This is a genomic window from Ensifer adhaerens (assembly GCF_028993555.1).
In the GTDB taxonomy this organism is placed as follows: Bacteria; Pseudomonadota; Alphaproteobacteria; order Rhizobiales; family Rhizobiaceae; genus Ensifer; species Ensifer adhaerens_I.
Genome location: NZ_CP118612.1, coordinates 355228 through 380783 on the forward strand (window position 1 = coordinate 355228; position 25556 = coordinate 380783).

General features: G+C 59.8%; 27 protein-coding genes and 3 pseudogenes. 18 read left to right on the top strand and 12 right to left on the bottom strand.

Annotated features, from left to right (window positions below):
• The 3 genes from PWG15_RS34555 to PWG15_RS34565 are packed head-to-tail and all read right to left on the bottom strand — an operon-like array spanning position 1 to position 3124.
• A complete protein-coding gene (locus tag PWG15_RS34555; protein WP_275027356.1) occupies positions 1–1380 on the bottom strand; it encodes an aspartate ammonia-lyase in 1380 nt (459 codons plus the stop codon).
• The gene (locus PWG15_RS34560; RefSeq protein ID WP_275027358.1) at positions 1377–2366 is read right to left on the bottom strand and encodes an asparaginase domain-containing protein; all 990 of its coding nucleotides are present in this window, start codon (positions 2364–2366) and stop codon (positions 1377–1379) included. The genes PWG15_RS34555 and PWG15_RS34560 overlap by 4 nt, the downstream gene beginning before the upstream one ends.
• Positions 2363–3124, bottom strand: coding sequence for an aspartate/glutamate racemase family protein (locus PWG15_RS34565; protein ID WP_275027359.1), 762 nt, complete (start codon positions 3122–3124; stop codon positions 2363–2365). Before PWG15_RS34565 ends, PWG15_RS34560 begins: the two co-directional genes overlap by 4 nt.
• Before the next feature lie 450 nt (positions 3125–3574).
• Here PWG15_RS34565 and PWG15_RS34570 point away from each other — a divergent pair, with 450 nt between their 5' ends.
• Positions 3575–3853, top strand: coding sequence for a CopG family ribbon-helix-helix protein (locus PWG15_RS34570; RefSeq protein ID WP_275027360.1), 279 nt, complete (start codon positions 3575–3577; stop codon positions 3851–3853).
• Positions 3841–4131 carry a type II toxin-antitoxin system RelE/ParE family toxin gene (locus PWG15_RS34575; RefSeq protein WP_275027361.1) on the top strand — a complete coding sequence of 97 codons (291 nt, stop codon included), beginning with the start codon at positions 3841–3843 and terminating at the stop codon, positions 4129–4131. Before PWG15_RS34570 ends, PWG15_RS34575 begins: the two co-directional genes overlap by 13 nt.
• Before the next feature lie 375 nt (positions 4132–4506).
• Here the strand turns inward: PWG15_RS34575 and PWG15_RS36500 are convergent.
• A pseudogene (locus PWG15_RS36500) lies at positions 4507–4648 on the bottom strand (Fic family protein); the annotation flags it as partial.
• Between the two features lie 245 nt (positions 4649–4893).
• Complete coding sequence (locus PWG15_RS34580; protein ID WP_275027362.1) at positions 4894–5910, bottom strand: LacI family DNA-binding transcriptional regulator; 1017 nt, start codon at positions 5908–5910, stop codon at positions 4894–4896.
• A gap of 137 nt (positions 5911–6047) precedes the next feature.
• Here PWG15_RS34580 and PWG15_RS34585 point away from each other — a divergent pair, with 137 nt between their 5' ends.
• From PWG15_RS34585 to PWG15_RS34615, 7 genes and pseudogenes are all read left to right on the top strand, one after another.
• Positions 6048–7082 (top strand): Gfo/Idh/MocA family protein, encoded by a 1035-nt coding sequence (locus PWG15_RS34585; protein WP_275027363.1) that lies wholly within the window; start codon positions 6048–6050, stop codon positions 7080–7082.
• Between the two features lie 10 nt (positions 7083–7092).
• Positions 7093–7995 carry a sugar phosphate isomerase/epimerase family protein gene (locus PWG15_RS34590; RefSeq protein ID WP_275027364.1) on the top strand — a complete coding sequence of 301 codons (903 nt, stop codon included), beginning with the start codon at positions 7093–7095 and terminating at the stop codon, positions 7993–7995.
• A gap of 59 nt (positions 7996–8054) precedes the next feature.
• On the top strand, positions 8055–9287 hold the full coding sequence (locus PWG15_RS34595) for an ABC transporter substrate-binding protein (protein ID WP_275027365.1): 1233 nt from the start codon (positions 8055–8057) through the stop codon (positions 9285–9287).
• Positions 9288–9487: 200 nt separating this feature from the next.
• On the top strand, positions 9488–10390 hold the full coding sequence (locus PWG15_RS34600; RefSeq protein WP_275027368.1) for a carbohydrate ABC transporter permease: 903 nt from the start codon (positions 9488–9490) through the stop codon (positions 10388–10390).
• Complete coding sequence (locus PWG15_RS34605) at positions 10387–11214, top strand: carbohydrate ABC transporter permease (protein ID WP_275027370.1); 828 nt, start codon at positions 10387–10389, stop codon at positions 11212–11214. The genes PWG15_RS34600 and PWG15_RS34605 overlap by 4 nt, the downstream gene beginning before the upstream one ends.
• Positions 11211–12284: an ABC transporter ATP-binding protein gene (locus tag PWG15_RS34610; protein ID WP_275027371.1), complete on the top strand. Its 1074-nt coding sequence runs from the start codon at positions 11211–11213 to the stop codon at positions 12282–12284. The genes PWG15_RS34605 and PWG15_RS34610 overlap by 4 nt, the downstream gene beginning before the upstream one ends.
• 199 nt (positions 12285–12483) lie before the next feature.
• Positions 12484–12719, top strand: a pseudogene (locus PWG15_RS34615) (GMC oxidoreductase); the annotation flags it as partial.
• Between the two features lie 172 nt (positions 12720–12891).
• Here PWG15_RS34615 and PWG15_RS34620 read toward each other — a convergent pair.
• Positions 12892–14079, bottom strand: a complete 1188-nt coding sequence (locus PWG15_RS34620; RefSeq protein ID WP_275027373.1) for an IS481 family transposase — start codon at positions 14077–14079, stop codon at positions 12892–12894.
• A 101-nt stretch (positions 14080–14180) separates the two neighbouring features.
• A complete protein-coding gene (locus PWG15_RS34625; RefSeq protein WP_275027374.1) occupies positions 14181–14702 on the bottom strand; it encodes a DUF6428 family protein in 522 nt (173 codons plus the stop codon).
• 43 nt (positions 14703–14745) lie between these two features.
• Between PWG15_RS34625 and PWG15_RS34630 the strand changes: the two genes are divergently transcribed.
• The 3 genes and pseudogenes from PWG15_RS34630 (at position 14746) to PWG15_RS34640 (ending at position 17166) form a co-directional block, all read left to right on the top strand.
• On the top strand, positions 14746–15087 hold the full coding sequence (locus PWG15_RS34630; RefSeq protein ID WP_275027375.1) for an ArsR/SmtB family transcription factor: 342 nt from the start codon (positions 14746–14748) through the stop codon (positions 15085–15087).
• Between the two features lie 19 nt (positions 15088–15106).
• Complete coding sequence (arsK, locus tag PWG15_RS34635; RefSeq protein ID WP_275027376.1) at positions 15107–16309, top strand: arsenite efflux MFS transporter ArsK; 1203 nt, start codon at positions 15107–15109, stop codon at positions 16307–16309.
• A 230-nt stretch (positions 16310–16539) separates the two neighbouring features.
• A pseudogene (locus PWG15_RS34640) lies at positions 16540–17166 on the top strand (TSUP family transporter).
• Between the two features lie 59 nt (positions 17167–17225).
• On the opposite strand, the gene PWG15_RS34645 reads toward PWG15_RS34640, so the two are convergent.
• The 5 genes from PWG15_RS34645 to PWG15_RS34665 all read right to left on the bottom strand — a co-directional run bounded on the left by PWG15_RS34645 (position 17226) and on the right by PWG15_RS34665 (position 20656).
• Complete coding sequence (locus PWG15_RS34645; protein ID WP_275027377.1) at positions 17226–17996, bottom strand: SDR family NAD(P)-dependent oxidoreductase; 771 nt, start codon at positions 17994–17996, stop codon at positions 17226–17228.
• A gap of 259 nt (positions 17997–18255) precedes the next feature.
• Positions 18256–18447, bottom strand: a complete 192-nt coding sequence (locus tag PWG15_RS34650; RefSeq protein ID WP_275027378.1) for a DUF6494 family protein — start codon at positions 18445–18447, stop codon at positions 18256–18258.
• A 107-nt stretch (positions 18448–18554) separates the two neighbouring features.
• Complete coding sequence (locus tag PWG15_RS34655; RefSeq protein ID WP_425536841.1) at positions 18555–18836, bottom strand: GDCCVxC domain-containing (seleno)protein; 282 nt, start codon at positions 18834–18836, stop codon at positions 18555–18557.
• A 183-nt stretch (positions 18837–19019) separates the two neighbouring features.
• Complete coding sequence (gene arsH, locus PWG15_RS34660; protein WP_275027379.1) at positions 19020–19643, bottom strand: arsenical resistance protein ArsH; 624 nt, start codon at positions 19641–19643, stop codon at positions 19020–19022.
• 155 nt (positions 19644–19798) lie between these two features.
• Positions 19799–20656, bottom strand: a complete 858-nt coding sequence (locus PWG15_RS34665; RefSeq protein ID WP_275027380.1) for an aldo/keto reductase — start codon at positions 20654–20656, stop codon at positions 19799–19801.
• Between the two features lie 169 nt (positions 20657–20825).
• Here PWG15_RS34665 and PWG15_RS34670 point away from each other — a divergent pair, with 169 nt between their 5' ends.
• From PWG15_RS34670 to PWG15_RS34695, 6 genes are all read left to right on the top strand, one after another.
• A complete protein-coding gene (locus PWG15_RS34670) occupies positions 20826–21719 on the top strand; it encodes a LysR family transcriptional regulator (RefSeq protein ID WP_275027381.1) in 894 nt (297 codons plus the stop codon).
• Positions 21720–21846: 127 nt separating this feature from the next.
• Positions 21847–22923: an alpha/beta hydrolase gene (locus PWG15_RS34675; RefSeq protein WP_275027382.1), complete on the top strand. Its 1077-nt coding sequence runs from the start codon at positions 21847–21849 to the stop codon at positions 22921–22923.
• A gap of 54 nt (positions 22924–22977) precedes the next feature.
• Positions 22978–24081, top strand: coding sequence for an alpha/beta hydrolase (locus tag PWG15_RS34680; RefSeq protein WP_275027383.1), 1104 nt, complete (start codon positions 22978–22980; stop codon positions 24079–24081).
• 155 nt (positions 24082–24236) lie between these two features.
• On the top strand, positions 24237–24581 hold the full coding sequence (locus tag PWG15_RS34685; protein WP_275027384.1) for a carboxymuconolactone decarboxylase family protein: 345 nt from the start codon (positions 24237–24239) through the stop codon (positions 24579–24581).
• A gap of 1 nt (position 24582) precedes the next feature.
• Positions 24583–25074 carry a (R)-mandelonitrile lyase gene (locus PWG15_RS34690; RefSeq protein ID WP_275027386.1) on the top strand — a complete coding sequence of 164 codons (492 nt, stop codon included), beginning with the start codon at positions 24583–24585 and terminating at the stop codon, positions 25072–25074.
• Positions 25067–25540, top strand: coding sequence for a cytochrome P460 family protein (locus PWG15_RS34695; protein WP_275027387.1), 474 nt, complete (start codon positions 25067–25069; stop codon positions 25538–25540). The genes PWG15_RS34690 and PWG15_RS34695 overlap by 8 nt, the downstream gene beginning before the upstream one ends.
• Positions 25541–25556 lie beyond the last annotated feature (16 nt).

Genomic DNA, 25556 nt, shown 5'->3' on the forward strand with positions numbered 1-25556 from the left:
TCACGAGGCTGTCACGTCGATGATGGTAACCGCCGTAGGAGCCGCGTCGGCTTGGACGGGCGGCAACGGGAGCACCTCCGATAGAGTAATGCCCTCCGCGAGCATCCTCTTGGCGATCTGGGCCGCCACATCATAGCCGAGATGGGGAACCAGAGCCGTGACCAGTGCGGTGGAGCGCTGCAGGTGACCTTCGCAGGCTGCCGGGTTGGCCGTGATGCCCTCCACGCACGAGGTCCGAAGTGCTTCGATCCCTCGAGTTAGCAGGCCGACAACGTTCAGAAGACTGTAGGCGATCACGGGCTCCATGACATTGAGCTGGAGTTGGCCCGCCTCTGCGGCCATCGTGACGGTGACGTCCGCGCCAGCGGCGAAGAACGCGATCTGATTGATGACCTCCGGCATTACCGGGTTCACCTTGCCCGGCATGATCGACGAGCCGGGCTGGAGAGCGGGCAGGCTGATTTCACCCAGACCGCCACGAGGCCCGCTGGACAGCAGCCGAAGGTCGCTTGAGATCTTGGAAAGTTTCGTCGCCGAGCGCTTCAGCATCGCCGAGAAAAGCACAAAGGCGCCAGTGTCCCAGCAAGCCTCCACCAGATTGTCCGCCCGCACGAGTGGCAGTCCGGTCACCCGGGCCAGTTCTGGAACAATCTCCACACAGTAGGCAGGAGTTGCATTGAGTCCTGTTCCGATTGCCGTTCCACCGAGGTTTACCTCGTGCAGCAGCTTGGCAACCTCGGATAGCCTGAGCACGTCTTCACGCAGGGTCGTGGCGAATGCCTGGAACTCCTGGCCCAATGTCATTGGCACCGCGTCTTGCAGTTGGGTACGTCCCAGTTTGGCGATGTCCGCGAACTCCACCGCCTTGGCTTCGAAGGCGGCAGCCAGGCGCAGCAGCACCTCTGCCAGGGCTGACGATTCAGTGATCAGAGCGATACGGATGGCTGTTGGGTACACATCGTTCGTCGATTGCGACATGTTGACGTGATCGTTCGGGTGCACGAACTCGTAGCTGCCGCGTGGCAAGCCAAGGTGCTCGAGAGCGCGGTTGGCGACGACCTCGTTCATGTTCATGTTCGTGGATGTTCCCGCGCCGCCTTGGAACACGTCGATCGGGAACTGTGCGTCGAGTGTGCCTGCAATGACATCTGCACAGGCCAATTCGATCGCTTCGGCGATGCGAGGTTCGAGGAGCAGGGTACGCGCATTAACTCGTGCGCAGGCGAGCTTCACCTTCGCCAGTGACTGTATCAGGGGCTGAAAGGATCCCACCGAAACACCGGAGAGTGGAAAATTGGCGACCGCTCTTGCCGTCTGGGGCCCCCAGTAGGCGTTTTCGGGAACGGTGATTTGCCCAAGGCTGTCGGACTCGGTTCTCAAGGTTCTATGCTCCTTCTGACGTTACGCATAGCCACAGGGGCGTCCGAGAGTTCCAACCACAGCCGTACCAGTGCGGCCTCCACCGTTTCTTCGCCGCCGTTTTCCACTCCGATTTCCCATAGGCCCGCACCCGCGGCGTATGCCCCCGGAGCCAGTCCTCCCTGTTCGCACTGGCTCACGGCTCGCAGGCGGCAGCCCTGCGCGATCGCTGACCGCAGCGCTAGCAACACGGACCCTTCCGTCATTATGGTGCCGGCGCCGAATAGCCGCAGCACAGCGCCGTCCAATGTTGAAAGCGTTGCCGAAAGCGTCTCAGCCCTCAATCCGGGTGTGACCGTGATCACCGCGAGGCGTGCCTGCTTGAAGTGCCGGTACCGAGCTCCGACCGCCTCCACTGGAGGCACGACCGGCATAGCGGGACGAAACGAGTCCTCGTCCGACGTGTGGTGTTTGACGAGGCCGCCTGCTGGGAGCACGCGGTCGCCGAAGGCGAGCCAGACGCCCGCGGGTTGCCGCATCACGGCCTCGAGCGCAAGTTGGAGATTGTTCTCAGCGTCTCCGCCAGTGCCCAGCGGCTTCATCGCGCCTGTCAGAACGACTGGGATTCCAAGTCCTACCAAAGCTTGGCTGAGTGCCGCGCCCGTGAAGGCCATCGTGTCCGTGCCGTGAGTGACGATGACGCCTGTGCCACCCCATTTCTGCACGCCTGAAATGATGCGGTTCCAATGGTCGTGTGTGATATCCGCGCTGTCGATCAGCGGGGCGAAGCTCTCGATCGTGATATTGGTATTCGCAGAGGCCAACTCCTTTGCAGCGCGTTCCAGAAGTCCGGCTGAAGGCGCAAGTCCATGCTCGGTTTCACGCATTCCGATAGTGCCGCCAGTATGGATCAGGAGAATGGCGGCCCGGCCTCCGACCGTGCGAGTTCCTTCTGCATCAGGTCGAACGGTGAGGGCGAGGTCTGTTAGATCGACGCCCGTGTTCATGCCACCGATCTTTCTTCGTGGCCGTTCGCCAAACAACTGTTGCCTGCTCCGACGGAGCGATCCACCAACGCGTTCGCCACGAGTTCAGTGACATCCACGAGCGTCTTGCTTGTTGCGATATCCGAAATGAGGGGCAGTTCGGTGCAGGCGAGGATCACGTGTTCGCAGGACAGTCCTTCCACAAGCTCGAGAAAACGGGGGCGCAAGCTCGCGTCGCGGCTGCCCAATCGTTTCACATCAAGGATGAGTTCGTGCAGCGCCATAGGATCGGCCGGCGTCTCGACTTCCACCAAGTCCTTCAGCTTCTGGTAGGCCGACCAGGGCCCGAGACTGGTGACCGGGGCGGCTCCCAGTAGAGCGATACGTCGAACGCCGTGGCCCTGGATCCAATGCTGCAAGGCGTTTTGAAAGGATACGAATTCGCCCGGCAGGTTCAGCGCTTTTATTCGGGGCGCAAACCAGTTCAGCGTGTTGCAGGCGATCGCATAGGCGTCTGCCTGCACGGCCATGATAGCCATCGTCTTTTTGAGACTTTCCCAGACGACGGCCTCGTTCTCACTCAAGTCCATCGAGAGTCCCAGGGAAGGTTCGGAGAGGATCGCGACGCGCGGCGCGTCGAGATCGCCTCGGAACTTGGTGCCGAACAGTTCTTGATTTCGAGCGAGAATCTTCGACCACAGGTCGATTCCCGCTTCAGGACCGGACCCTGCGACGATGCCAATCGATGGCCTCGGACTGTTTGATTGCGCTTTCTTCATGCCGCATTTCCTCCGTGTGAACGGCAGCAATTAAGCGCGCGGCCTTGGTGCAAGCCAATTTGGCGGTTTGGTTAAGCCTGGCTCATCTTTTCGCGGAAATAGCATCAAAGAGCATCAGTGCAATCGGCGGCCAGGTTTCCAAGCACTTGTTGTTTCCTCCGTCGGCAGGCAAGTGGCAGCGTACAAAGCCGTTTCCTGTTTGCTGAACGGGCGGTCGGATGTCTGCGCAGAGGCTACCGGGTTGGCGCGCCCTTTGAGGCGGCATGTGTCCTCGTCGTCAATCCTTGGAGCCACCTATGAGCTCGTCTGCCGCAGGTCTATAGGTTCGAATGCGTTCAAGAGGAGGGATTGTCGGTGGTGTAGCGTGCAGGTTTAGCTGGATCATAGACAACTGAAACAGTAGCACTTATATTTAGCGCTTGGTATTACCTCCAACTAAGGACCGATGCAATGGCATCCCCAACCTCGCTCAAGCTCGATGATGAGCTGAAAGGTCGCGTTCAACACTTAGCTGAAATCCGCCGCCGATCGTCTCACTGGATCATGCGAGAAGCGATTGCGCAATACGTCGAGCGAGAAGAGAAGCGAGAAGCATTGCGACAAGACACGCTGGACGCGTGGGAAGAGTATCAATCGACCGGCCTCCATGCCACTGCGGCCGAGGTCGAAAAATGGCTAACCACGTGGGGAACGGACGACGAGAGCGGCGCACCTGAATGCCACAAATAGTCTTCTCTCCAGCGGCTGTTCGTGACCTAGAGCGCCTCCGAAAATTCTTGCAGCCCAAAAGCCCTTTGGCAGCCAAGCGAGCGGCTGAAGCCATCCTGAAGGGTGTGCAAGCCCTTGGCGCACATCCAAAAATGGGGCGCCTTATTGATGATCTGCCGGATCAGTATCGAGAGTGGCTCATTGATTTTGGAGATAGCGGATACATCACGCGTTACCGCATTGATGAGGGCGTTTTGACAATCCTTGCCGTGCGGCATCAGAAAGAAAGCGGCTTCTGAGAGGAAACCGCGGTTGGACTGCTCACCAGGGAATACCAACGGGCTCACTTGTTCACCTTATGGCGTCTCGGATCGCATATCGATTGGAATGTCCGCCGCCGGGGGCGACGATTTGAGCCGTTGAGTAAGGGCGGCGTTCAAATGGCCTCCCGGAAGCTAGATGATACGGAAATGACCGTCTGACCATGGAGAGCGATCTCCTTGCGCAAGCGGATCGGGGATCGCGTGAAGCCAGCAAGCATTCCTTTCACAGACGCCTACAGGCATAGGTGCATCGAGACCGGCTTTCCCGCTGCCGACGCGCTGAAGGAGGCCGTGCGATCGAGTTCGGCGGTCACTCGAGATACTCATTGGCTGCCGGTTCGACTCCCCTCAAGGCAACAACACAGAAACACCGTCAAGCCGTCCGAGCGCACGCTCGGCCGCGCTGCGACGAGTGAGCAGGTCGGTGATCGCGATGGCGGAACCGGGGGAGGGGGCGCGGCACAAACGCCTTAACGCGTTCACCACTGACAGCGGCGCCTTAATAGACGAAATAGCATTCTTGTTAATTAACGTGCTCGCTCAATTAACAATGGGCACCGGAAGCTGGTTCGAATCCCTTCAAGGCGAAGATGTATAACCGCCTGGATTCCATTTCCGCTGATAGTGCGGCGAGGGTCAGTGCGAAAGATCGCGCTTTTCTCGCGAAGCCCTCGAGCATCGCGAGTTCTTCAACAAAACCGGTATTCGGGGCTTCTGGTGGGACATATCTTATGTCGCTCAATCGCTTTCGCCCGGAACGAGAGCCATGGGCCAGAGTAATCGCGCGGGTTTCGCCGGATAGACGTGGGCAAAAGCCGGCATCGTCGCGAGCAGGGATTCGGCTAGTGCAATTCCGAGATCGCGCAACGACATGCTGAAGGATGTCAGGCGGGGAGACAGGAATTGCGAATGCGGACTTTGGCGGCCGATGATCGCCATGTCTCGCCCAGGTTTTACTCCGGCTTCGACCAGTCCGCGATAGAGGCCGACCGTGATCGCTTCGTTGATGAGAACGATGGCCGTTGGGCGGGTATCAAGCGCGCTCAGTTCGCGTGCAATCTGGTAGCCTCCCGCCTCGTTTGGGGTCGAACGAAACACGTGACGATCATCGAGGCAAAGCCCGTGTCGGGCAAGGGTTGCCCGGCACTGATCCTCAAACACATAGCCGAGGTTCATGTCGTCATGCGGCCGAGTGACGGCAATGTGCTTGTGACCGCGGGCAACGAGCCGATCTATTGACGCCTCGGCCATGCCCTCGAAATCCAGATCGAGCCAAGGCTGACCGACATCCGTCAAGCTTCGTCCAAGCGTGATGAACGGGATCTTGCGCTTGGCTAACAGTTCGAAGCGGGCGTCGTGGCGTCGGGTCGCCGAAAGAATGATGCCGTCGGCAAACCCGCGCGCAACGACCCGCTTCAGATAGTCGTTCGGATCCTCCTGCGAGGAGCAGAGCAGGGCAACAAGATCGAGCTTGTGACGGGCAAAGACGGTCTGAACACCGTCGAAGACGCTCATGAAGAAGGTGTCGCCCTGGCCGGTGATTTCAGACCCGGTCTGCATCATGAAGCCGATGACGCCGGTCGCACCTTTCCTGAGGGCTCGGCCCGATTGATTGGCGACATAACCAAGGGATTCAGCTGCCTCAAGAACCCTTTTTCTGGTTTCCTCGTTGACGTCGGGCTTGCCGTTCAGCGCGCGCGATACGGTGCCGATCGAGATATCGAGGTGTTCGGCAAGTTCGCGAATCCCCTTCATTTTTCCGCGTTCCTCCCCAGACCCGCGAATGGTCATTTTCTCACCTCTTGACATAAAAACCCGTTGCCGCATAGTATCGTAAACGTTTACGGAAGCCAATTGAGGAGTTGGCGCTTCCATTTCTTGGAGGAAATCACGTGAGACACAGGGCCGTTTTGTGCGGGTGCGGAGCTATGGCCAAAGGTTGGCTGAGAGCTCTGGCAGAGAGCAGTGTTCTTCGCGACAAAGTGGAGATCGTCGGCCTTGTCGATCTGGATCAGGCGACCGCAGAAGCGCTCGCCAGCCAATTCAACCTTGGTAACATCCTGATCGGTACGGACCTGCCGGAGGTTCTTCGCGAAAGCCAGGCGGACCTGCTCTTCGACATCGTCGTTCCTGCGGCGCGCCGCGCAGTGGTGGCCGCCGGCCTTGCGCATGGTTGCCACGTGTTGAGCGAGAAGCCGATGGCCGCCACGCTCGATGAGGCGCGCGAATTGCGCCGGCTCGCGACCGAGGCCTCGCGTGTTCATGCTATCGTGCAAAACCGTCGCTTCATCAGCGGTGTCCGTCGCATTCGTCGCCTCATCCAGTCAGGCGCCTTGGGCGAGCTGACGGCGCTGCATTGCGACTTCTTCCTCGGTCCGCATTTCGGGGGATTTCGCGAGCAGATGGACAATGTCCTGCTTTTGGACATGGCCATCCACACCTTCGACGCGGCGCGCTTCATGTCGGGCAAGGAACCCCTCGCGGTCTATTGCCACGAATACAACCCGCAGGGTTCTTGGTATCGCCACGGCGCCGCCGCCAATGCGATCTTCGAGTTTTCCGACAACGTCGCTTTCACCTACCGTGGCTCCTGGTGCGCTGAGGGTGCGAATACGAGCTGGGAAAGCGCGTGGCGCATTACAGGTTCGAAGGGCACGTTGCTTTGGGATGGCGGCGAGCGGTTTGAGGCCAAAGTCGTCACGGGTCGTGAGGGTTTCCTGCGCGCCGTCGGGCCGATTGCGGTGCCCGAGGTCGAAGACGGTGCGGACACGCACGGCCACGCGAGCGTCATCGAGCATTTCATCCACGCGATCGAGGCGGGAACCGTGCCGGAAACTGACGGCAGCGACAACATCAAGAGCCTTGCCATGGTCTTCGGCGCGATCGACAGCGCTCGAGACGGCAAGCGCGTCATCATTGCAGCCTAGGGAGCCAATCTTGAAGAACCCCAGCAAATCCATTCGCGTCGGAACGATGATCTCGGCCACTAAGGGCGGTGCCGACAGGCGCATCAGCCAGATCGCCGACATGGGCTTTGAAAGTTTTGAGCCCTTCTTCTGGCAGACGACCAACGGCCAGGACCTCGCCGAACTTGGCAAGCGTTGCGTCGAGGCGATCGGCGATCGCGACATCACCATCTCCACGCTCGGCATGTTCGGCAATCCGCTGGAGACGACCGAGATTGACGAGCAGACCCTTAAGGGCTGGCGAGACTGCATCGACAACGCCCACCATTTCGGCGCTACCTGCGTCGCCGGTTTCACCGGCCGGCTTCGCGGCAAGCCTCTGACCGACAGCCTGACGCGGTATCGGGAAGTCTGGTCCGAGTTGTCGAAACGCGCCGCTGACAAGGGTGTGAAGATCGCGTTTGAGAACTGCGCCATGGACGGCAATTGGCACACCGGAGACTGGAACATCGCGCACAATCCGGACGCCTGGGAACTCATCTTCAACGAGACGCCGGACGATCATATCGGGCTCGAATGGGAGCCGTGCCATCAGATGGTTTATCTGATCGATCCGCTGCCGCAGATCCGCAAATGGGCGAAGAAGATCTTCCATGTGCACGGCAAGGACGCGACCATCCGCTGGGACGTCATCCGCGAGCATGGGATCTTCGGCAAGGAAAAGTTCGTCTTCATGCGTACGCCCGGTTTCGGCGACACCAACTGGACCGACGTGATTTCCGAGCTTCGGCTGGCCGGCTGGTCCGGCTCGATCGACATCGAGGGCTGGCATGACCCGGTCTATCGCGACGATCTGGAGATGACGGGCCAGGTCCATGGCCTGAATTACCTCAAGACCTGCCGGGGCGGCGACTTCGTCATCGACCCGGCCTGAGACGTGCATGTCGGCCGGCATGGAGGATGCCGGCATGGGGATAACCAAAGGAGGAGAAAATGGCTATCCGCGGATCCGCAATCCTGGGCGCGCTCGCCCTTGCAGGTGTCTCTTTATTCGGACTTTCGGCCAAGGCAGAAGATGTCACGATCAACGTCTGGTCGCTCGATCGCGACATACAGCCCGCACCGAACCTGATATCGGACTTCAACAAGCTGAACATGGGCATCAAGGTCGAATATCGACAGATCCAGTTCGACGATGTCGTCAGTGAGGCGATGCGTGCCTATTCGACCGGACAGGCTCCCGATATCATCGCCGTCGACAACCCGGAACATGCGCTCTTTTCGTCGCGCGGTGCCTTCCTCGATCTCACGGACATGATCGCGAAGTCGACCGTGGTGAAGACCTCGAACTACTTTCCAGGGCCGCTTGCGTCTACCATGTGGGACGGCAAGAACTATGGCCTTCCAAAGGCGACGAACACGATTGCGCTCTACTACAACAAGGACATGTTCAAGGCGAAGGGCCTCGATCCTGAGAAGCCACCGCAGACCTGGGACGAACTGGTCGATGCGGCTCGCAAGCTGACAGACCCCGCCGCCAACGTCTACGGGCTCGCCTTCTCGGCCAAGGCCAACGAGGAGGGGACGTTCCAGTTCCTACCGTGGGCCCAGATGGCGGGTGGTGGTTACGAACACATCAATTCGGAGGGCGCCGTCAAGGCACTCGACACGTGGAAGACGATCATAACCGAGAAACTGGCGTCACCGGATACGCTGACCCGTGGACAGTGGGATTCGACCGGAACGTTCAATTCCGGCAATGCCGCCATGGCGATCTCCGGTCCATGGGAACTCGACCGCATGGTGAATGAGGCGAAGTTCGACTGGGGCGTCGCGCTGCTGCCGGTGCCTGAGGTCGGGGCAGAGCGTTCCTCGGCCATGGGTGATTTCAACTGGGCGATCTTTTCCAACACTGAGCATCCTGCTGAAGCGTTCAAGGTGCTCGAGTATTTTGCCTCCCAGGACGACCGCATGTTCAAGGATTTCGGGCAGCTACCGGCTCGCTCTGACATCGCGATCCCCGAGACTGGCGTGCCGCTGAAGGACGCGGCCCTCAAGGTCTTCATCGAGCAGCTCAAATTCGCAAAGCCGCGTGGACCCCATCCCGAATGGCCGAAGATCTCCAAGGCAATCCAGGACGCAATCCAGGCAGCCCTGACCGGACAGATGACGTCGAAGGATGCCCTCGACCAGGCGGCTGAAAAGATAAAGGCGGTCCTTGGCTAAGGCCTCTGGCAAGGCGGCTTGCATGCTTCCGGACTGACCGAAACAGCAGGCCGCCTTTCACAAGCGCCTCAAGCCGCTTGAGGCGCTCGGGCGGAAAACCGTAAACCATGCCGGCGAGGCCGGCGTGCTTCTGATCGTTCTAGTTTGCAGGCCGGGTTGTGCGAGCCGTGTATGCTGGCGCCTTGGCGGCGGAGGAGTTCATGAAACGCTTTTTATCCAGCATGATCGACGGTCGCGGCTTCGATATCGGCCTTGTCAGCTTGCCGCTCGCCTTCTTGCTCGCGCTCTCCGGCCTGCCGCTGCTCTACAATATCGCCATGAGCTTCCAGGAAGTCGACATGTTCAGCCTCGGCAGCTTCTGGCGCCCTTTCGTCGGCTTCAAGAACTACCGCGACCTGTTTGCCCAACCGGAAACGTGGCCGATCCTTGCCAACACCGCGACCTTTGTCGTCGCCTCGATCGCCGGCCAGTTTCTCGTCGGTTTCAGCCTGGCATTGTTTTTCTGGACGAACTTTCCAGGCGCCTCGTGGCTGCGTGGCCTGTTCCTCGTGTCATGGGTGATGCCCGGGCTTGTGGTCGGCGCGATATGGAACTGGATTCTCTCGGGCGACTTCGGCGTGCTCAACTTTATCCTGCGCGAAGCGGGTCTTATCGACGGCAATATCTTCTGGCGCTCGGACCCCGCCTTCTCGCTCTGGGCCGTGATCATCGCAAATGTCTGGCTCGGCACATCCTTCAACATGATCCTTCTCTCGGTCGGCCTGTCGGCCATCCCGCGGGATCTCTACGAGGCATCCGAACTGGACGGTGCCAATGTCTGGCAGCGTTTCTGGACGATAACCTTGCCGATGATGCGCTCGTCCATCGGCGCCATTATCGCACTCGGACTGATCTTCACGCTGCAGCAATTCGATCTTTTCGCCGCCATCACCTCGGGAGGGCCGAACAATGCGTCGAACGTCACGCAATACTGGGCGTGGGACTTGTCCTTCCGGCAGTATGACTTCGCCAAGGGCGCGACGATTTCGGTGATTATGATTGTTTTCGTGATGATCGCTTCGGTTGTCTACGTGCGTTCGACGCGGCATGAGGTGCGTGGATGAGCCCTCAAACCCGGGACCGCTTGTTGCTCGCAGTCGCGATCATTCTCGCCTGCATCTATCTCTTCCCGCTCTACTGGATGTACATCACCACGATCAAATCGGGATCGGAGATGTTTGCCACTCCGCCGACCTTCTGGCCGACAGATCCGCAATGGCAGATCTTCGGTAGCGTCTGGCAAAGCCGCAACATGGGCCGCTACATCTGGAACTCTCTGGTCATCGCCTGCGGCGCGGTCAGTGTCATCACCGTGCTCGGTGTCGGCTGTGCCTACGTGCTTGCGCGCTACCGCAACATCTGGGTCGATATCGGCCTATTCCTCATTCTCATGCTGCAAGTGCTTCCGGCGTCGCTCATGGTCACGCCGATCTTCGTGGGCTTTTCCCAGATCGGCCTGCTCAATTATCCTCGTCTTGCGGTGATCCTTGCGATCGCCGCGAAAAGCATGCCGTTCTTCGTGGTTCTGGTGCGCGCGACCTTCATGAGCGTCCCGCAGGAATTGGAGGAGGCCGCCCTTGTCGACGGCAATTCGAGGGTTGGCGCATTCTTCAACATCGTCTTACCGCTCGCACGAAACGGTATCCTCGTCAGCGCCATCCTGATCTTCATGCAAGCCTTTGGCGAGTTCGTTTATTCGAAATCGATGATCCAGGCCGTCGAACTGCAGCCGGCAAGCGTCGGGCTGAATTCCTTCATGGGGCCGAACACCAACGAGTGGAACAACATCATGGCCTATGCGGCGATCTACGTGACGCCGATCCTCGCCATCTTCGTCCTCCTGCAACGCCGTATCGTCTCTGGCCTTACCTCGGGAGCGCTCAAATGACCGCCCAGATCGAACTGACCAACGTCAACAAGTATTATGGCGCCTATCACGCCCTGAAGGACATCGAGCTTTCGATCCGCAAGGGCAGCTTTACGGCCCTTGTCGGCCCCTCCGGGTGCGGGAAATCGACACTGCTGCGGTCCCTGGCAGGCCTGGAGAGCATTTCGTCCGGCACCCTGAAAATCGCCGGTGAAGTCATGAACGCGATGCCACCGCGCAAGCGCGACGTGGCGATGGTTTTCCAATCATACGCGCTGTACCCGCACATGACGGTTGAGGAGAACCTCACCTACAGCCTGCGCATCAAGGGCGTTGCCAAGGCTGAGCGCAAGAAGGCGGCCCAAGATGTCGCTGCGGTGACCGGGCTTACGAACCTGCTCGGCCGCTATCCGCGTGAGCTTTCCGGCGGACAGCGTCAGCGCGTGGCGATGAGCCGGGCGATCATCCGCCATCCCAAGGCATTTTTATTCGACGAGCCGCTTTCCAATCTCGATGCAGCCCTTCGCGTTCACATGCGCAAGGAAATCCGCGCCTTGCACGACCGCTTGGGTGCCACTTCGGTCTATGTCACCCACGATCAAGTCGAAGCAATGACCATGGCGGACCATGTCGTCATCATGCGTGATGGCGTCATAGAACAACAGGGTAGCCCCCTTGATCTCTATGATCGGCCAGCCAACAAGTTCGTTGCCGGGTTCATCGGATCGCCCGCCATGAATTTTCTGCCGGCCGTCGGCGGTCCGGATGGCCGGTCGGTCATCCTCGATCTCGGTATCAAACAAACGGTCGCCCTTGAACGCGCCGTGCAGCCGGGGCAGGCCTTGATCGTTGGCTTGCGCCCGGAGAGCATCGAACTTGCCGCGGCGCAGGAGGGCGTTGTCTCGGCGCAAGTGGCGCTGGTCGAATCGACCGGGGCGACATGCTATTTGACCATGGCAACGACGCCCGAGCTTCAGGTGGTCTTCAACGGACGATCGCAGGCGCAAGCTGGCGATCGGGTCGGACTGAACTTTGCATCTCGCAGCATTCATCTTTTCGACGCAAAAACCGAACGGCGTTGGTCGGATTGAGGGCAGATCCAGGCGGGCCAGTAGTGCTTGCAGCCCTACATCAGGGAATTGCGAACGATCGCGACATGTCGCTAAAATCGATCGAGACGACGCGCGAAATTCTCCCGTGCGACCGCCAGTACATCAAGATCGAGCGATTGCCGGCCCCGACGCCAAGTCGAAGCAGGATATCATGACCTACGTTCGCCAATATGCGTGCTGCGACTACCATCCGATCGGCACATTAAGATGTGGGTCGATGAGAACGCGGTCGTGGATCCGCAGCTACGGGTAAGAGGCCTGCGCGGTCTGCGCATCGCGGACTCATCAATCGCGCCCGTGCTCCTCAGTGGCATCACGAACGCACCGACCATGATGATCGGTGAGAAAGCGGCGGACCTGATTAAGCATGGGGTGCCTTTGAGGCTGGAACGGAAGGATGCTATTCCGGCTTGAGTGCTGGGCAGGGCCAAAGCTAATCCTCGCTGCTTGGCAGTTGGACCGGCTCAGTAAGACCTGGTTCTTGATCCGACTACATGCCTAGCAATCGGGTGTCGACGGTTCGAATCCAATTAAGGCGAGGGATTGGGTGCTTGTCCATACCGGAGACATGGGTAACAGTTTGTTCCTAAGACATGGGTGACAACCTCGTGCCGAACGGGTTGTCGATGGTTTGCAAGGTTCTCTGTTCCAGGTCGATATATCCGAGATCATAGTGCATGAAGGAGACGAGCCAAATGCCGTCGTCGACCTCCTTGATGCCGAGTTTCTGGCCGGCCAGCACAGTCGAGATGTTGATCTTTTTGCGATAGATGCAGATGCGGCCGCAATTGGTCACCAGCGCGTCCCTGTCATGGAACGGGTAGTCGATCTCCGGCAGGCCGTCGTAGGGCCGCGATGATCCTGTGTAGACATCTGCGGGAGCCTTCATCGCCAACGCCTCGTGCGGCCGCTCCTGATTGAATTCGCTGACAAAAGCATCGAAGCGGGCCTGCTGCTGGAGGATGTTCCTACCGGGTGGTCGGGTCGCTTCTTTCTTCAGCGTCAGGTGCATGCGCTCATGCCGGCCGTTTTGTTGCGGACGGCCCGGCCTGATGCGCTCGAGCGCAATACCGAGCCTCAGCCACCAGACCGACAGCTTCGAGAGATTGTAGAGCCCGTTGGGACTGGCAAACAGCAAGCCGTTGTCGCTGCGGATCGCAAGAGGCAGGCCGTGTTCGGCAAACAGCCGGCGGAACGCCTCAAAGACACCCGGTTCGCGCGTCGATTCGAAGGCTTCGCAGGCGAGCAGGTACCGCGACGCCTGGTCGGTGACCGTCAGCGGGTAACAGTATCGGCCATTGCCGAGCTTGAACTCGCCCTTGAAGTCGGCACACCACAGATCGTTCGGCATCAGTGCCTGCGACAGCGGCGTTCCTTCGGCTCGACAGCGGTGTCGCTTGCGGGCATGAGCGACGAGCCCGTGCCGGTCGAGTACGGCATGCACGGTGCTCTTGGAGGGCACGCGCACATCGCCGGCAAGCTTCCTGACCAGCAACTCCCTGATCTTCCTGGCGCCCCAATGCGGCTTGTTCTTCTTGCACGAGACGATCATCGCCTCGACCGGCTCAGGCAACTGGTTGGCATAGCGCACCGGCCGGCGCGACCGATCCGTCAGCGCCTCCAGCCCCTCGTCCTTGTAGCGGTTGAAGATCTTGTAGCCAGTCTTGCGCGAGATGCCGAACTCCCGGCATACATCGCTCATGCCTTCGCCCTCCAGAAGCCGGGCGACAAATCGCAGACGTTCCTCCATCACCGAAGTCTCTCTCCACGGCATCAACACCTCCGCCAAAGCGGAAACTGTTACCCATGTCTCCGGTACAAAACGTCACCTATGTCTCGGGTCGGGCATGCTCGGCCGTAAGGCGCCTCAATCATTTAGCCGCAGCACTCCACGACCGTCGAAGACCCGCAGCACCGCGTTTTATTGGATTTGTGTTCAGCCAGCCAGCGGTCCCGAGGCTTGCAACTGGCAGGACGTGGTGTCAGCGTTAAGTGGAGAGCACCGTCTTCCACGGCGGGAGCGTTCGCTGAGAATAACTGCATCGGCCCGACGCCATCGCTCACTTCGAAGGTCAGTTTGGCGGAGCCGTCGAGACGGACGTGTTCGGAAACCTTGCGGACGATGGCCGAGAACTTCCCGGCCGTCATATGGGTTCGCTCGCCCTCCTCGATGTCCCAAAGCTGCACGAAGATTTCCGACCAGGCTTCCGGATTTGCCCCGCAATCAAGCGCGGAGAACTGGCCAGCCTTGACCTCTGTCACGTGATAGCTGGGCTTCACGGGCTTCCCGTCATACAGGAAAACCAGGGGCAGGTCCGGTGTCTCTGCGGCTCTACCGAGCAACTCCCCGAGGGAGATGTCGGTTTTGTCGGATTGGCTATTGTCGATCGTGCTCATTTGCGACTACCCTCAAATTCAATTATTCAAGGATTATTGAAATATGGACGATCGTCAAGCCCTCTCTTCCTTCGCCGCGCTTTCTCAGGAAACCCGACTCTCCATCGTGAGAACCCTGGTCGTCGCCGGACCTGAAGGTCTGGCCGCCGGCGCGATTGCCGAACGCATGGGCGTCTCTCCATCAAACGTCTCGTTCCACCTCAAGGAACTTGAGCGCTCCGGTCTCATCGCCCAGCGCCGAGAGTCGCGCTCGATCGTCTACAGCGCGAGTTACGACACGTTGGCCGACCTGGTGACGTTCCTGATGGAAGACTGCTGCGCGGGACATCTTGGCATCCGCGGCTCGGTCGAGCGATCCACAGGTTGCTGCCCGAGCGAAGTATAAGCCGTCAAGGAATACGTCATTGCATACGACCAAGGTTCCGGCGGGCATCGTTTCCGCTCTCGGTGTCACGCAGATCATCGGCTATGGCACCCTCTATTACTCCTTCAGCATCCTCGCCCCCGGAATGGCCAACGACCTCGGCATCAGCCTGGAGCGGGTCTTCGCGGTCTTCTCAGTCTCCCTGTTCATTGGCGGACTGTCGGCTCCCTTCATCGGGAGGCACATGGACAAGATCGGCGCGGCGACCGTGATGACGCTTGGATCGGCCCTCGCAGCGTTCACCCTCGCGCTGTGTGCGTGGTCGCCGTCCGTCACCCTCTTCGCCCTGGCTATCATCCTGCTGGAGGTGTCCTCCGGGATGGTCCAGTACCAGGCGGCCTTCGCCACACTTGTCGAAAGCGAACCTCGCACGGCGTCCCGCAGCATCACTTACCTCACGCTCATCGGCGGCTTTGCCTCCACCATCTTCTGGCCGATCGCCGCGACACTGACCGGATACCTGTCCTGGCGCGAGATCTATCTGGTGTTCGCCGCCCTGAACCTTCTCGTCTGCATGCCCCTGCATTACTGGATCATGCGTGACGGAAGAATGGGCTCCAAGACGGACGAGACAAGAACCCGCGAGGTCGTCGTCGGCGCTCTCGAGCCACAGGCGCGTCGCCGCGGCATGCTGCTGGTCTCCTTTGCCTTCTCGCTTTCGGGCTTCACTCTCGCCGCCATCCTTGCCCACATGGTACCGATGCTCGGCGCGATCGGACTCGGCAGTGCGGCGGTCGTGATCGGTTCGCTGTTCGGTCCGGCCCAGGTCATGAGCCGTCTGATCAACATGGTTTTCGGAAAGAGCCTGTTGCCGCCAGCGCTTGCCATTGTCTCCGCGGCGCTGATGGTTGTCGGCGCGGTGATACTCGGGGTGTCGGGTGATTGGTTGCCAGGTGCTGTGGCCTTCGCCATCTGTCTTGGCCTTGGGTCGGGGATCAACAGCATCGCTCAGGGGAGCCTGCCGCTCTATCTCTTCGGGTCCGCTGGCTACGGCGCGATCACGGGCAAGATGGCTGCGGCAAGGTTGGCGACTGGCGCGGCCGCCCCGTTTGCGTTTGCGGCCGCGATGAACCAGTTCGGGACAACTTTTTCCCTTTTCGTCATCGCCGCGCTGGGTACGCTCGGAATCCTGGCGTTCGTCGCTGTCGCCTCATCGGTGCGTCGCGACAGCGTTGGCGGATGACAACCGAACGTACATAAGACTCCGCGGGTCACCGCCATGAAAGCCAAGCCTCCGTGAACACTCCGATCAAATCCACGACCTCACGCAGTCAGCCGGCCGCTTTCGGCGGCGGAGCTATCATCGGTGCACTCGGTGGTTTGGTCGGGCTTGGCGGCGCGGAATTCCGTCTGCCGCTGCTTATCGGCGCATTCAATTTCGCGGCGCTCGAGGCGGTGATCCTGAATAAGGCAATGAGTCTTGTCGTCGTCTTCCGCGCTACCGTTTCGAGCGGGGGACCATCCCTTTCGGCCAGATCGCATCGAATTGGCCGATCGTGCTGAACCTTCTGACAGGGAGCCTGATTGGTGCCTGGTTCGGCGCAGGATGGGCCCAAGGTTGAGATCGGAGACCCTCTACAGGGTAATATCCGTTCTTCTCGTCGCGATCGCAGTCGTCTTGGTGCTTGGACACGGCACATCGGCCGGTCAACCGCTTCTGACGGGAAGCCAGCAGATTGTCGCCGGGATATCCGCCGGTTTCGTGATTGGCATCGTCGCGTCGCTGCTGGGCGTCGCCGGGCGCGAACTCCTAATTCCGACGCTGGTTCTGCTCTTTGGCGCGGACATCAAGCTCGCCGGGAGCCTTTCACTGGCGGTGAGCCTCCCCACAATGCTCGTAGGCTTTACCCGCTACAGCCGCGACCAGAGCTTTTCGGTTTTGGGTCGCAACAGGGGATTCGTTGTCGTGAGGCCGCGGGTTCGGTCGTGGGGACGTTTGTCGGTGGATTGCTACTCGGCATCGTCCCCAACTCGGTCCTCCTTCCCGCGCTCGGCGTGATCCTGTTGCTGTCCGCCGTGAAGGTCTGGCGGCACGGCTGACAGCATTTCTTCCCTAGATCAATTTGAGGTGAACGCTTTTCCAGTTCGGCTGCGTGGCCTCAGGCGACGGACCATCCACCGTCCACCAGCAGGTTCGCCCCAGTGATCAGGCTCGCAGCCGGGGACGCAAGGAAGACTACGGCACCCACCACATCATCGGTTTCACCGATCCGGCCGAGAGGAATGTGATCGAGCGTCGCCTTGCGGTTATCGGCATCGGATAGAAAAGGTGCTGTACCATCCGTGTGGATGAACGTCGGCGATACCGTATTCACCGTGACGTTGTAGCATGCCCATTCGGCTGCAAGGCAGCGCGTGAGGTGGTTAATTGCCGCCTTGCTCATGCAATAAATTGCCTCGCCGCGCAGCGCCACCGTACCGGCCTGTGAACTGATATTGATGATCCGGCCCCCATTTCGCTCGATCATACGACGGCCCACTGCCTGGGTCATCAGGAAGGTGCCCTTGATGTTGACATTGAGTATCTCGTCAAGGTCCTTCTCCTCAACGAGTTCCGCGAGATTGCCCGGAGCCACCCCGACATTGTTGACGAGGACGTCGATCCGACCAAACGTAGCAAGCGCCGCGTCGACGGCTTGTGCGATATGGGCCTTGTTGGGAATGTCCAGTTCAACGGGCAGAACTTTTCGTCCCGCGTCCTCGAGTTCGGCGATCAGACCCACTGACGTTGCGACATCGCGGACCCCCAAGACAATATCTGAGCCTGCTGCAGCACAGGCAAGTGCGCAAGCACGTCCAATGCCACGGCTCGCGCCCGTCACCAAAGTCACCTTGCCCTCAAGGCTGAAATCCGGCGCACTCTTCCGCATCATTGCCTCCCTCGATGAAGCTCATTTATTGCAGCGTCGGCGTGCGGATGCCAGGTGTTCTGCTCATGTCGCGCACGCGAAGTCCGTCGGATCAACGTCGCGCTCGTCGAGAACGACCTTGGGGCAGTAATGCGCGGGCTGTAGGCTTGGCTCGGTGGGAAGATTGAAGCTTCCGGCCCAGTGCGGGCGCGATGCCTGACCGATCTTGGTCTTATTGAGAAGTATCGGCATGGGCGTTTCGATCTATGCTTCGTCAGACCTATGGAAGTTCGATTTCACCGTTCACCACGTGGTTGAGACGCGTGCCCTCTGCCGTCAGCGTCATGCGGACCTTCAGCTTCTTGCCGCCGAACTGCCCCTCGCGCACCGCCTCTTCGATCTTACGCTGCGAGGTGACACCGACTTCCTTCAGGAACTTGCGGATCGACATGTTGAAGGCGTCTTCGCTCATCGTGGAACTCCTCGGCGTCCTTGAGGGAGCAGCGTGGGCGCATGTCCTTCGCCCGAAATGCGCCGGCATAGCCCAATACGGACGTCAGCCTTGCCTCTCACCCCACGTTAGGAACCGACGCAACAACTTGCGGCTCCGTTGTTGTGTCTGGCTTCCTGGATTGGCGGGCAAGGCACATCGGCAAAGGAACAGAACACACAGCAGTCCCCGGATTTTGGCCGGAGCATCGTGCCGCATCCGTTGCAATCATAGAAAAACCGACAGTCGTCGGTGGGCATCGTTTCCGTAGCCCGCTGGCCGCAATTCGGACAGGTGAGGGTTGATTGAAGCTGTATCGTCACTCTTTGTGCCTCGGCAACGGATGCTTTCAGGTGACGCCCGTCATCCATTGCTGAATAGCCTACTGGAAATATCGCCTCGTGCATAGTTTTTGCGTCATGCGCGCTAGGTCAGTCTTTCGAAAGGCTGCAATGGGCCGCCATAAGCGGACAAGGCGTTGGTTCGCTTTGGCCAAATAGCGGCCATTGCGATTGCAAGATGACCGCTATCGGAACATTGCCGATGGCGTTTGACTAAATCGTTCTCAGTGACACCCGCTTCTCCAACTCGGCCGCGTGCTCCTTCCGCTCGCTGTAGCGATCAGGTGGGTCGAGGCGTCCCGCGTTAGCAGCGTGAACTTTCACCAGCTCCTCGCAGACATCCACAACGCGGTCGTAGTAGGACGACGGTTTCATCCTGCCGTCGGCGTCGAATTCCTGGTATGCCTTGGCGACGGACGACTGGTTGGGGATCGTGACCATCCGCATCCAGCGGCCGAGTGCGCGCATCTGGTTCAGGGGGTTGAAGGACTGGCTGCCACCGGAGACTTCCATGATCGCCAGCGTCTTGCCTTGAGTCGGCCGGATCGATCCGATCGACAGGGGAATCCAGTCGATCTGGGCCTTCATGATGCCCGTCATCGCACCGTGGCGCTCGGGGCTGACCCACACCTGGCCTTCCGACCATTGCGACAGGTCGCGCAGCTCCTGCACTTTCGGATGGCTGACCGGAGCCTCGTCGGGAAGCGGCAGTCCCCTCGGATCGAACATCCGCACCTCGCACCCCAACCGCTCGAGCAGACGCCTGGCTTCGTGCGCGAGCAGCCGGCTATTTCGCGACGCTGTCCGTTCTGGCGGCCGATGGGCGGGCGCGTTCACCAAAGACGCGGCGGTGGCATGCCGTTCAAGAACAGGTCATGAGTCCGTTTCCCTTCAAGGCGAGAGGTTAGTAGTCAGCCTCCGGCTCAAGGCGAACAACAGCTTTGAGCCGGCCGACTGATCAGGGCCAACGTTGGAATGGCGATTGCGTTGGTTCAAAGCCTGCGCGTGCCAAGCCACTTCACCATTTCGGGATCGCGATGATCGAAGAAGCTGCTGGTCTTCTGGTCAAGTGAGCCGATCGCTGCCACATCTTCCTGGTCCAGCTCGAAATCGAAGATCGAAAAGTTCTCGGCCATCCGCTCCTTGCGAACGGACTTCGGGATGGCGACGATGTTGTGCTGGATCAGCCACCGGAGCACTACCTGTGCGATGCTCTTGCCATGCTTCGTGCCAATCGACTGCAAGAGGTCGTTGGTGAAAAGCCCGTTCTTTCCCTCCGCGAAAGGACCCCATGCTTCGGGTTGAACGTTGTGTTCCTGAAGCAGCTTCAGTGCGTCGTCCTGGTGATGGAATGGATGGATTTCGATCTGATTGACCGCGGGAACGATCTCGTTGTGAAGCACGAAATCCACCAGGCGGTCGGGATAGAAGTTGCTGACGCCGATCGCGCGAATGCGACCCGCCTTGTGCAGCTCTTCCATCGCCCGCCACGCGCCGTAGACATCACCGAAAGGCTGGTGGATCAGCCAGAGGTCAAGATAGTCGAGCTGCAGCTTGTTCATGGAGCGTTCGAAAGCCGACTTGGCACCCTCATATGTCGCGTCCTCGATCCAGAGCTTGGTGGTTACAAACAGATCGCTTCGATCAATTCCGTGGTTGCGGATCGCGTTGCCTACGGCCTCTTCGTTGCCGTATGAAGTGGCGGTGTCGAGCAAGCGATAGCCGACATCGATAGCGTCGCGAACGCTGCGCTCGCACTCGGCGAGGTCGGGAACCTGAAAGACGCCGAATCCAAGGATCGGCATCTCGATCCCGTTGTTCAGGGTGACTGTAGGAACGGTAGTGGTCATCTTCTTTTCCTTTGTCCGAAGCTGGCGTGAGGCATTTGCAGTCCCGTTAAATTACCTGGTCTGGACCGTCCTCCACAGCGAAGCCGCGTTATGATGACGGAATATAGCTCTTGCCCACCATGTCGATTAGGGCCAGTAATCGGGATGACGCTATAAGGATGTCTAATGAATGCCGCAGGAGAACTTCAACGATCTGGTCGCTTTCGTAACGGTCGCGCGCGAGGAAAGCTTTACGCGGGCGGCCGTGAAGCTCGGAGTTTCGCAGTCTGCGCTCAGCCAGACCGTCCGAGGTCTAGAAGAGCGCTTGGGACTGCGTCTGCTGACGCGAACGACGCGCCGCGTGTCGCCGACCGCGGCGGGCGAACGACTTCTCCAAACGGCAGGTCCGCGGTTTGAGGAAATCCAGGCGGAGCTTGCGGCGCTCAGCGAGATGCGAGACAAGCCGGCGGGAACGGTCAGGATCACAGCAGGCGAGCACGCCGCGATCTCGGTCCTTGCACCTGCTCTCGAGAAGTTTCTGCCAGACAATCCCGATGTCAACGTCGAGATCACTGTCGACTACGGCCTGACCGACATCGTTGCCGAGCGCTACGATGCGGGGGTCCGGCTCGGCGAGCAGATCGCCAAGGACATGATCGCGGTCAAGATCGGTCCCGAGATGCGCATGGCCGTCGTCGGCGCTCCGTCGTATTTCCGCCAGCACCTTTGGCCGGAAGTCCCGGAGGACCTGACAGCCCACAACTGTATCCAGATCCGCATGCCGACCTACGGCAACATCCTGCCCTGGGAATTCGAGAAGGATGGCCACGAGCTTAAGGTCAGGGTCGAGGGGCAGATGGTGTTCAACAACATCGCGATGCGTCTCGATGCGGTAAGACGCGGTATTGGTCTTGCCTACATGCCCGATGACCTTGTGGAGGAAGACATTGCCAACGGAAAACTGATCCGAGTTCTTGAAGACTGGTGCGCTCCGTTCCCCGGTTATCACCTGTACTATCCGAACCGACGTCACGCTTCGCCCGCATTCGCCCTCGTCGTCGAAGCCCTCCGGTATCGGGGATAAGCGTAATCAACGGAACGTGATTAAGAAGTCAAGCTAATACGTTCAATCGGAAATGGGTCCCTAATCATCTGAATGCTGCTCGGTTAGCCTCCTTCCAACTTCATGTTGCAAGGCAGGTCCACCGAACATGTTCGCCAGAACCTTCTCCGCCATCGCTCTCTCCGCACTCATCCTCTCATCAGGTGCGGCTTACGCCCAAGCGGTCTCCAAGCCGGAGCCGCTCACGATTATAGAGCAGGGCAGCTTCGCTGTTGGCGGCACGGTATCGAGCACGCCGGGAACCTACAACAACAACGCCCCGACTGCTGCAGGCCAGACACTGCATGGCGACCATGCCTACGTCTTCTACCAGGTGCCGCAGACCCCGAAGGCACTGCCGATCGTGATGCTGCACGGCGCTTACCAATCGGCCCGGAGCTGGGAAACGACCCCGGACGGTCGCGAGGGGTTCCAGAACATTTTTCTGCGCCGTGGATTCCCCGTCTATCTCGTCGATCAGCCGCGCCGTGGCCGTGCGGGGAACAGCACCGTTGCGACGACGATCGAGCCGACTCCCTACGATCAGCTTTTCTTTGACCAGTTCCGCATCGGCAAGTGGCCGAATTACTTCGCAAACGTCCAGTTCTCCGGAGAACCCGCAGCCCTCGATCAGTTCCTGCGTGCCGTCACGCCGAATACCGGACCTTACGATGCCGCAGTCATTTCGGATGCGATGTCGGCACTGTTCGACAAGACCGGTCCCGGCATCCTCTTTACCCATTCGCAGGCCGGCGGTCCCGGTTGGCTGACGGCGATCAAGAACCCCAACGTCAAGGGCATCGTTGCCCTTGAGCCGGGCAGCGGGTTCATTTTTCCGGAAGGCGAGGTTCCGGCCGACATGCCAAGTGCCGCCGGAACGCTCAAGGGCGAGGCCGTACCCACCGCCGATTTCGAGAAACTGACCAAGCTGCCGATCGTCATCTACTACGGCGACAATTTCCCCGTCGAGCCGACCGCCGAGCGCGGGCAGGACAATTGGCGTGTGCGCCTGGCGATGGCGAAGCTCTGGGTCGGCACGGTCAACAAGCACGGCGGCGATGCGACGCTTGTCCATCTCCCGGATGTCGGGATCAGGGGAGGCACCCACTTCCTGATGTCGGACCTGAACAACGTCGAGATCGCCGATCAGATCTCGAAGTTCCTCGCTGACAAGAAGCTCGACTGAACATTCTGCAGGTGGTCCCCGAGGCGGCCGGCAGAAAAGTGCAAGGAGGTCTCGATGACCGAAGAAATCTTCAACGCAAGAAGACGCGAATTCCTGGGAGCATCCGCTCTCATCGTCTCCGGTGCGATCTTAGGAGTGTCCCCAATGACAACCAAAGCTGTCGCCGCCGACTATAAACAGAACCCGTTCACGCTCGTCTACGAAGGCGCCATTACCAAGAACGAGCCCGGCAAGGTGAACATCCACCCCGTGAACTACAAGCTCAACGGGCTCAATATCGTCGCCAACGTCTACACGCCGGCGACCTACGATCCCGCACGTAAGTATCCCACTATCGTGTTGGCACACCCGAACGGCGGTGTGAAGGAGCAGACGACAGGCCTCTACGCCCAGCGGCTGGCAGAACAAGGCTTCATCACGATCACGGCCGATGCCGCCTATCAGGGTGGAAGCGGCGGCGCGCCACGCAGCACCGACAAGCCGCAGTTCCGTATCGAAGACATCCACGGAATGGCGGATTTCATCAGCGGTTTCCCAGGTGTCGACACCGCCCGTCTCGGTCTGTTCGGTATCTGCGGCGGCGGTGGCTATTCGCTGGCGGCGGCCAAGACCGACAAGCGCTTCAAGGCCGTGGCGACACTCAGCATGTTTAACTCCGGGCGCGTCCGCCGCAACGGTTTTGAGGACAGCCAGATGGACACCATTCAGCAGCGCCTGCAGCAAGCATCAACGGCCCGAGCCCAAGAAGCGGCTGGCGGTGTAGTGCTCTATTCAGGGGATGCCGATCTGACGGACGCGCAGATCGCTGCTCTGCCCTTTGACCTCTATCGCGAGGGATATGAGTATTACTGGCGCACCCACGCTCATCCAGGTTCCACCTTTCGTTACACCACAAGCAGCCTGATGGATCTGATGCGCTGGGACGCGACCGACGAGATCGCGCTCATTGACGTGCCACTGCTCATGATCGCAGGCAGCAAGGCGGACACGCTCTACATGACCGAGGACGCCTTCTCCAAAGCGACTGGCACGAAGGACAAGGAACTCTTCAAGATCGAGGGTGCGAAGCACATCGAGACCTACTGGGTTCCCCAATATGTCGAGGCGACTTTGTCCAGACTGACGCCCTTCTTCGATCGGCACCTGGCTTCCGCGTAAGAACCCTTCCGAACGACCGCCCCGCGTGCCCCGCAGCCCTTAGGCCCAGCCGACTTCCTGGGGGCGACAGCATATCGAGAGGAACAAACTTGCAAAAACTCATCTCAGGAATCCTTGGCGCCGCCATCGTCTTCGGAGCCGGATTGGAGGTAACCATGGCGCAGGACGCAGGATCGAACCGTGAATCCGCGAAGTCCCGCACCCAGCAACTGATGGGCGACATCGCGCCGAAACTGGCGGAGCTGACGGATGACGTCCTCTACGCCGACATCTGGGAACGTCCGCAGCTCTCCCAGCGTGACCGCAGCCTGATGACGGTCAGCGCGCTGATCGCACTCAATCGACCCGATCAGCTCAGGGCGCATCTCGTCCGAGCAAAGGCGAATGGCCTCAGCGAGGAGCAGCTCGTTGAGACGATCACCCACATGGCCTTCTATTCCGGCTGGCCTAGTGCGGTGTCTGCGCTTGCCATCGCCAAGGACGTTTTCGCGGAGAATTAGAATGACCACCAAGTCTCTGATCACAGCCGCCATGGCGCTCGGTGCCACCACTGCCTTCGCCGAACCTGAGCGCAAGGTTTCTGTGATGCGTGCGAGCTCGCAGGAGGCGACGGCCGGCGCGCCAGAACACTTCACCGGTTCCGTGAAAGTGCAGTCTCGCTTCCAGGCGACTCCACCAGCCCGTTCCGGAGGAGGACTGGTGGCCTTCGAACCCGCCGCCCGCACCGCCTGGCACACCCACCCGTTGGGCCAGACCCTGATCGTCACGGACGGTGCAGGACTGGTCCAGCACTGGGGAGGCGACATTCAGGAGATTGGACCCGGCGACGTCGTCTGGATACCGCCGGGCGTCAAGCACTGGCACGGAGCCGCTTCCGAACAACGCATGTCACATATCGCCATCGCCGAATCCCTGGACGGCAAGACCGTCGACTGGATGGAGCACGTCAGCGACGAACAATACGGACAGAACAGCGGAGATGTCGGTGAGTAGTATTCTGAGAGCTTTCGGTGCTGCCACAGTCGTGGCCACCAGCGTCTTGCTGGTCGGCATACAGGTTCAGGCCGAACCGACGCGCGCGACGATGCCCGATATCGACAAGCTCGTTCAATACACGACGGTGACCCGTGGCGAAGTCACCGAACATATCATGACGACCCGCGAAGCCATCGAGGCGGTCAAAGCCGGGGAGCCGATTCCGAATGGCACCCAAGTCGCGCTGGTCGATTACCGCGACGGTGAGGTTTTTCGCTACTTCATCATGGAAAAGGGGGAGAACTGGGGACAGGACTACGACGAGAGCCGTCGCACCGCCGACTGGCAGTTCCAGTGGTTCAAGCCGGACGGCACGATCAACATGGACGAGAACACTGCACGCTGTCAGCGGTGCCATACATCACGGTCGGACAGGGAGTTCCTCTACACGTTCAACGACATGCGTCGGTTCGAGTTCGAATGAAAGCGCTCCAAGCAAA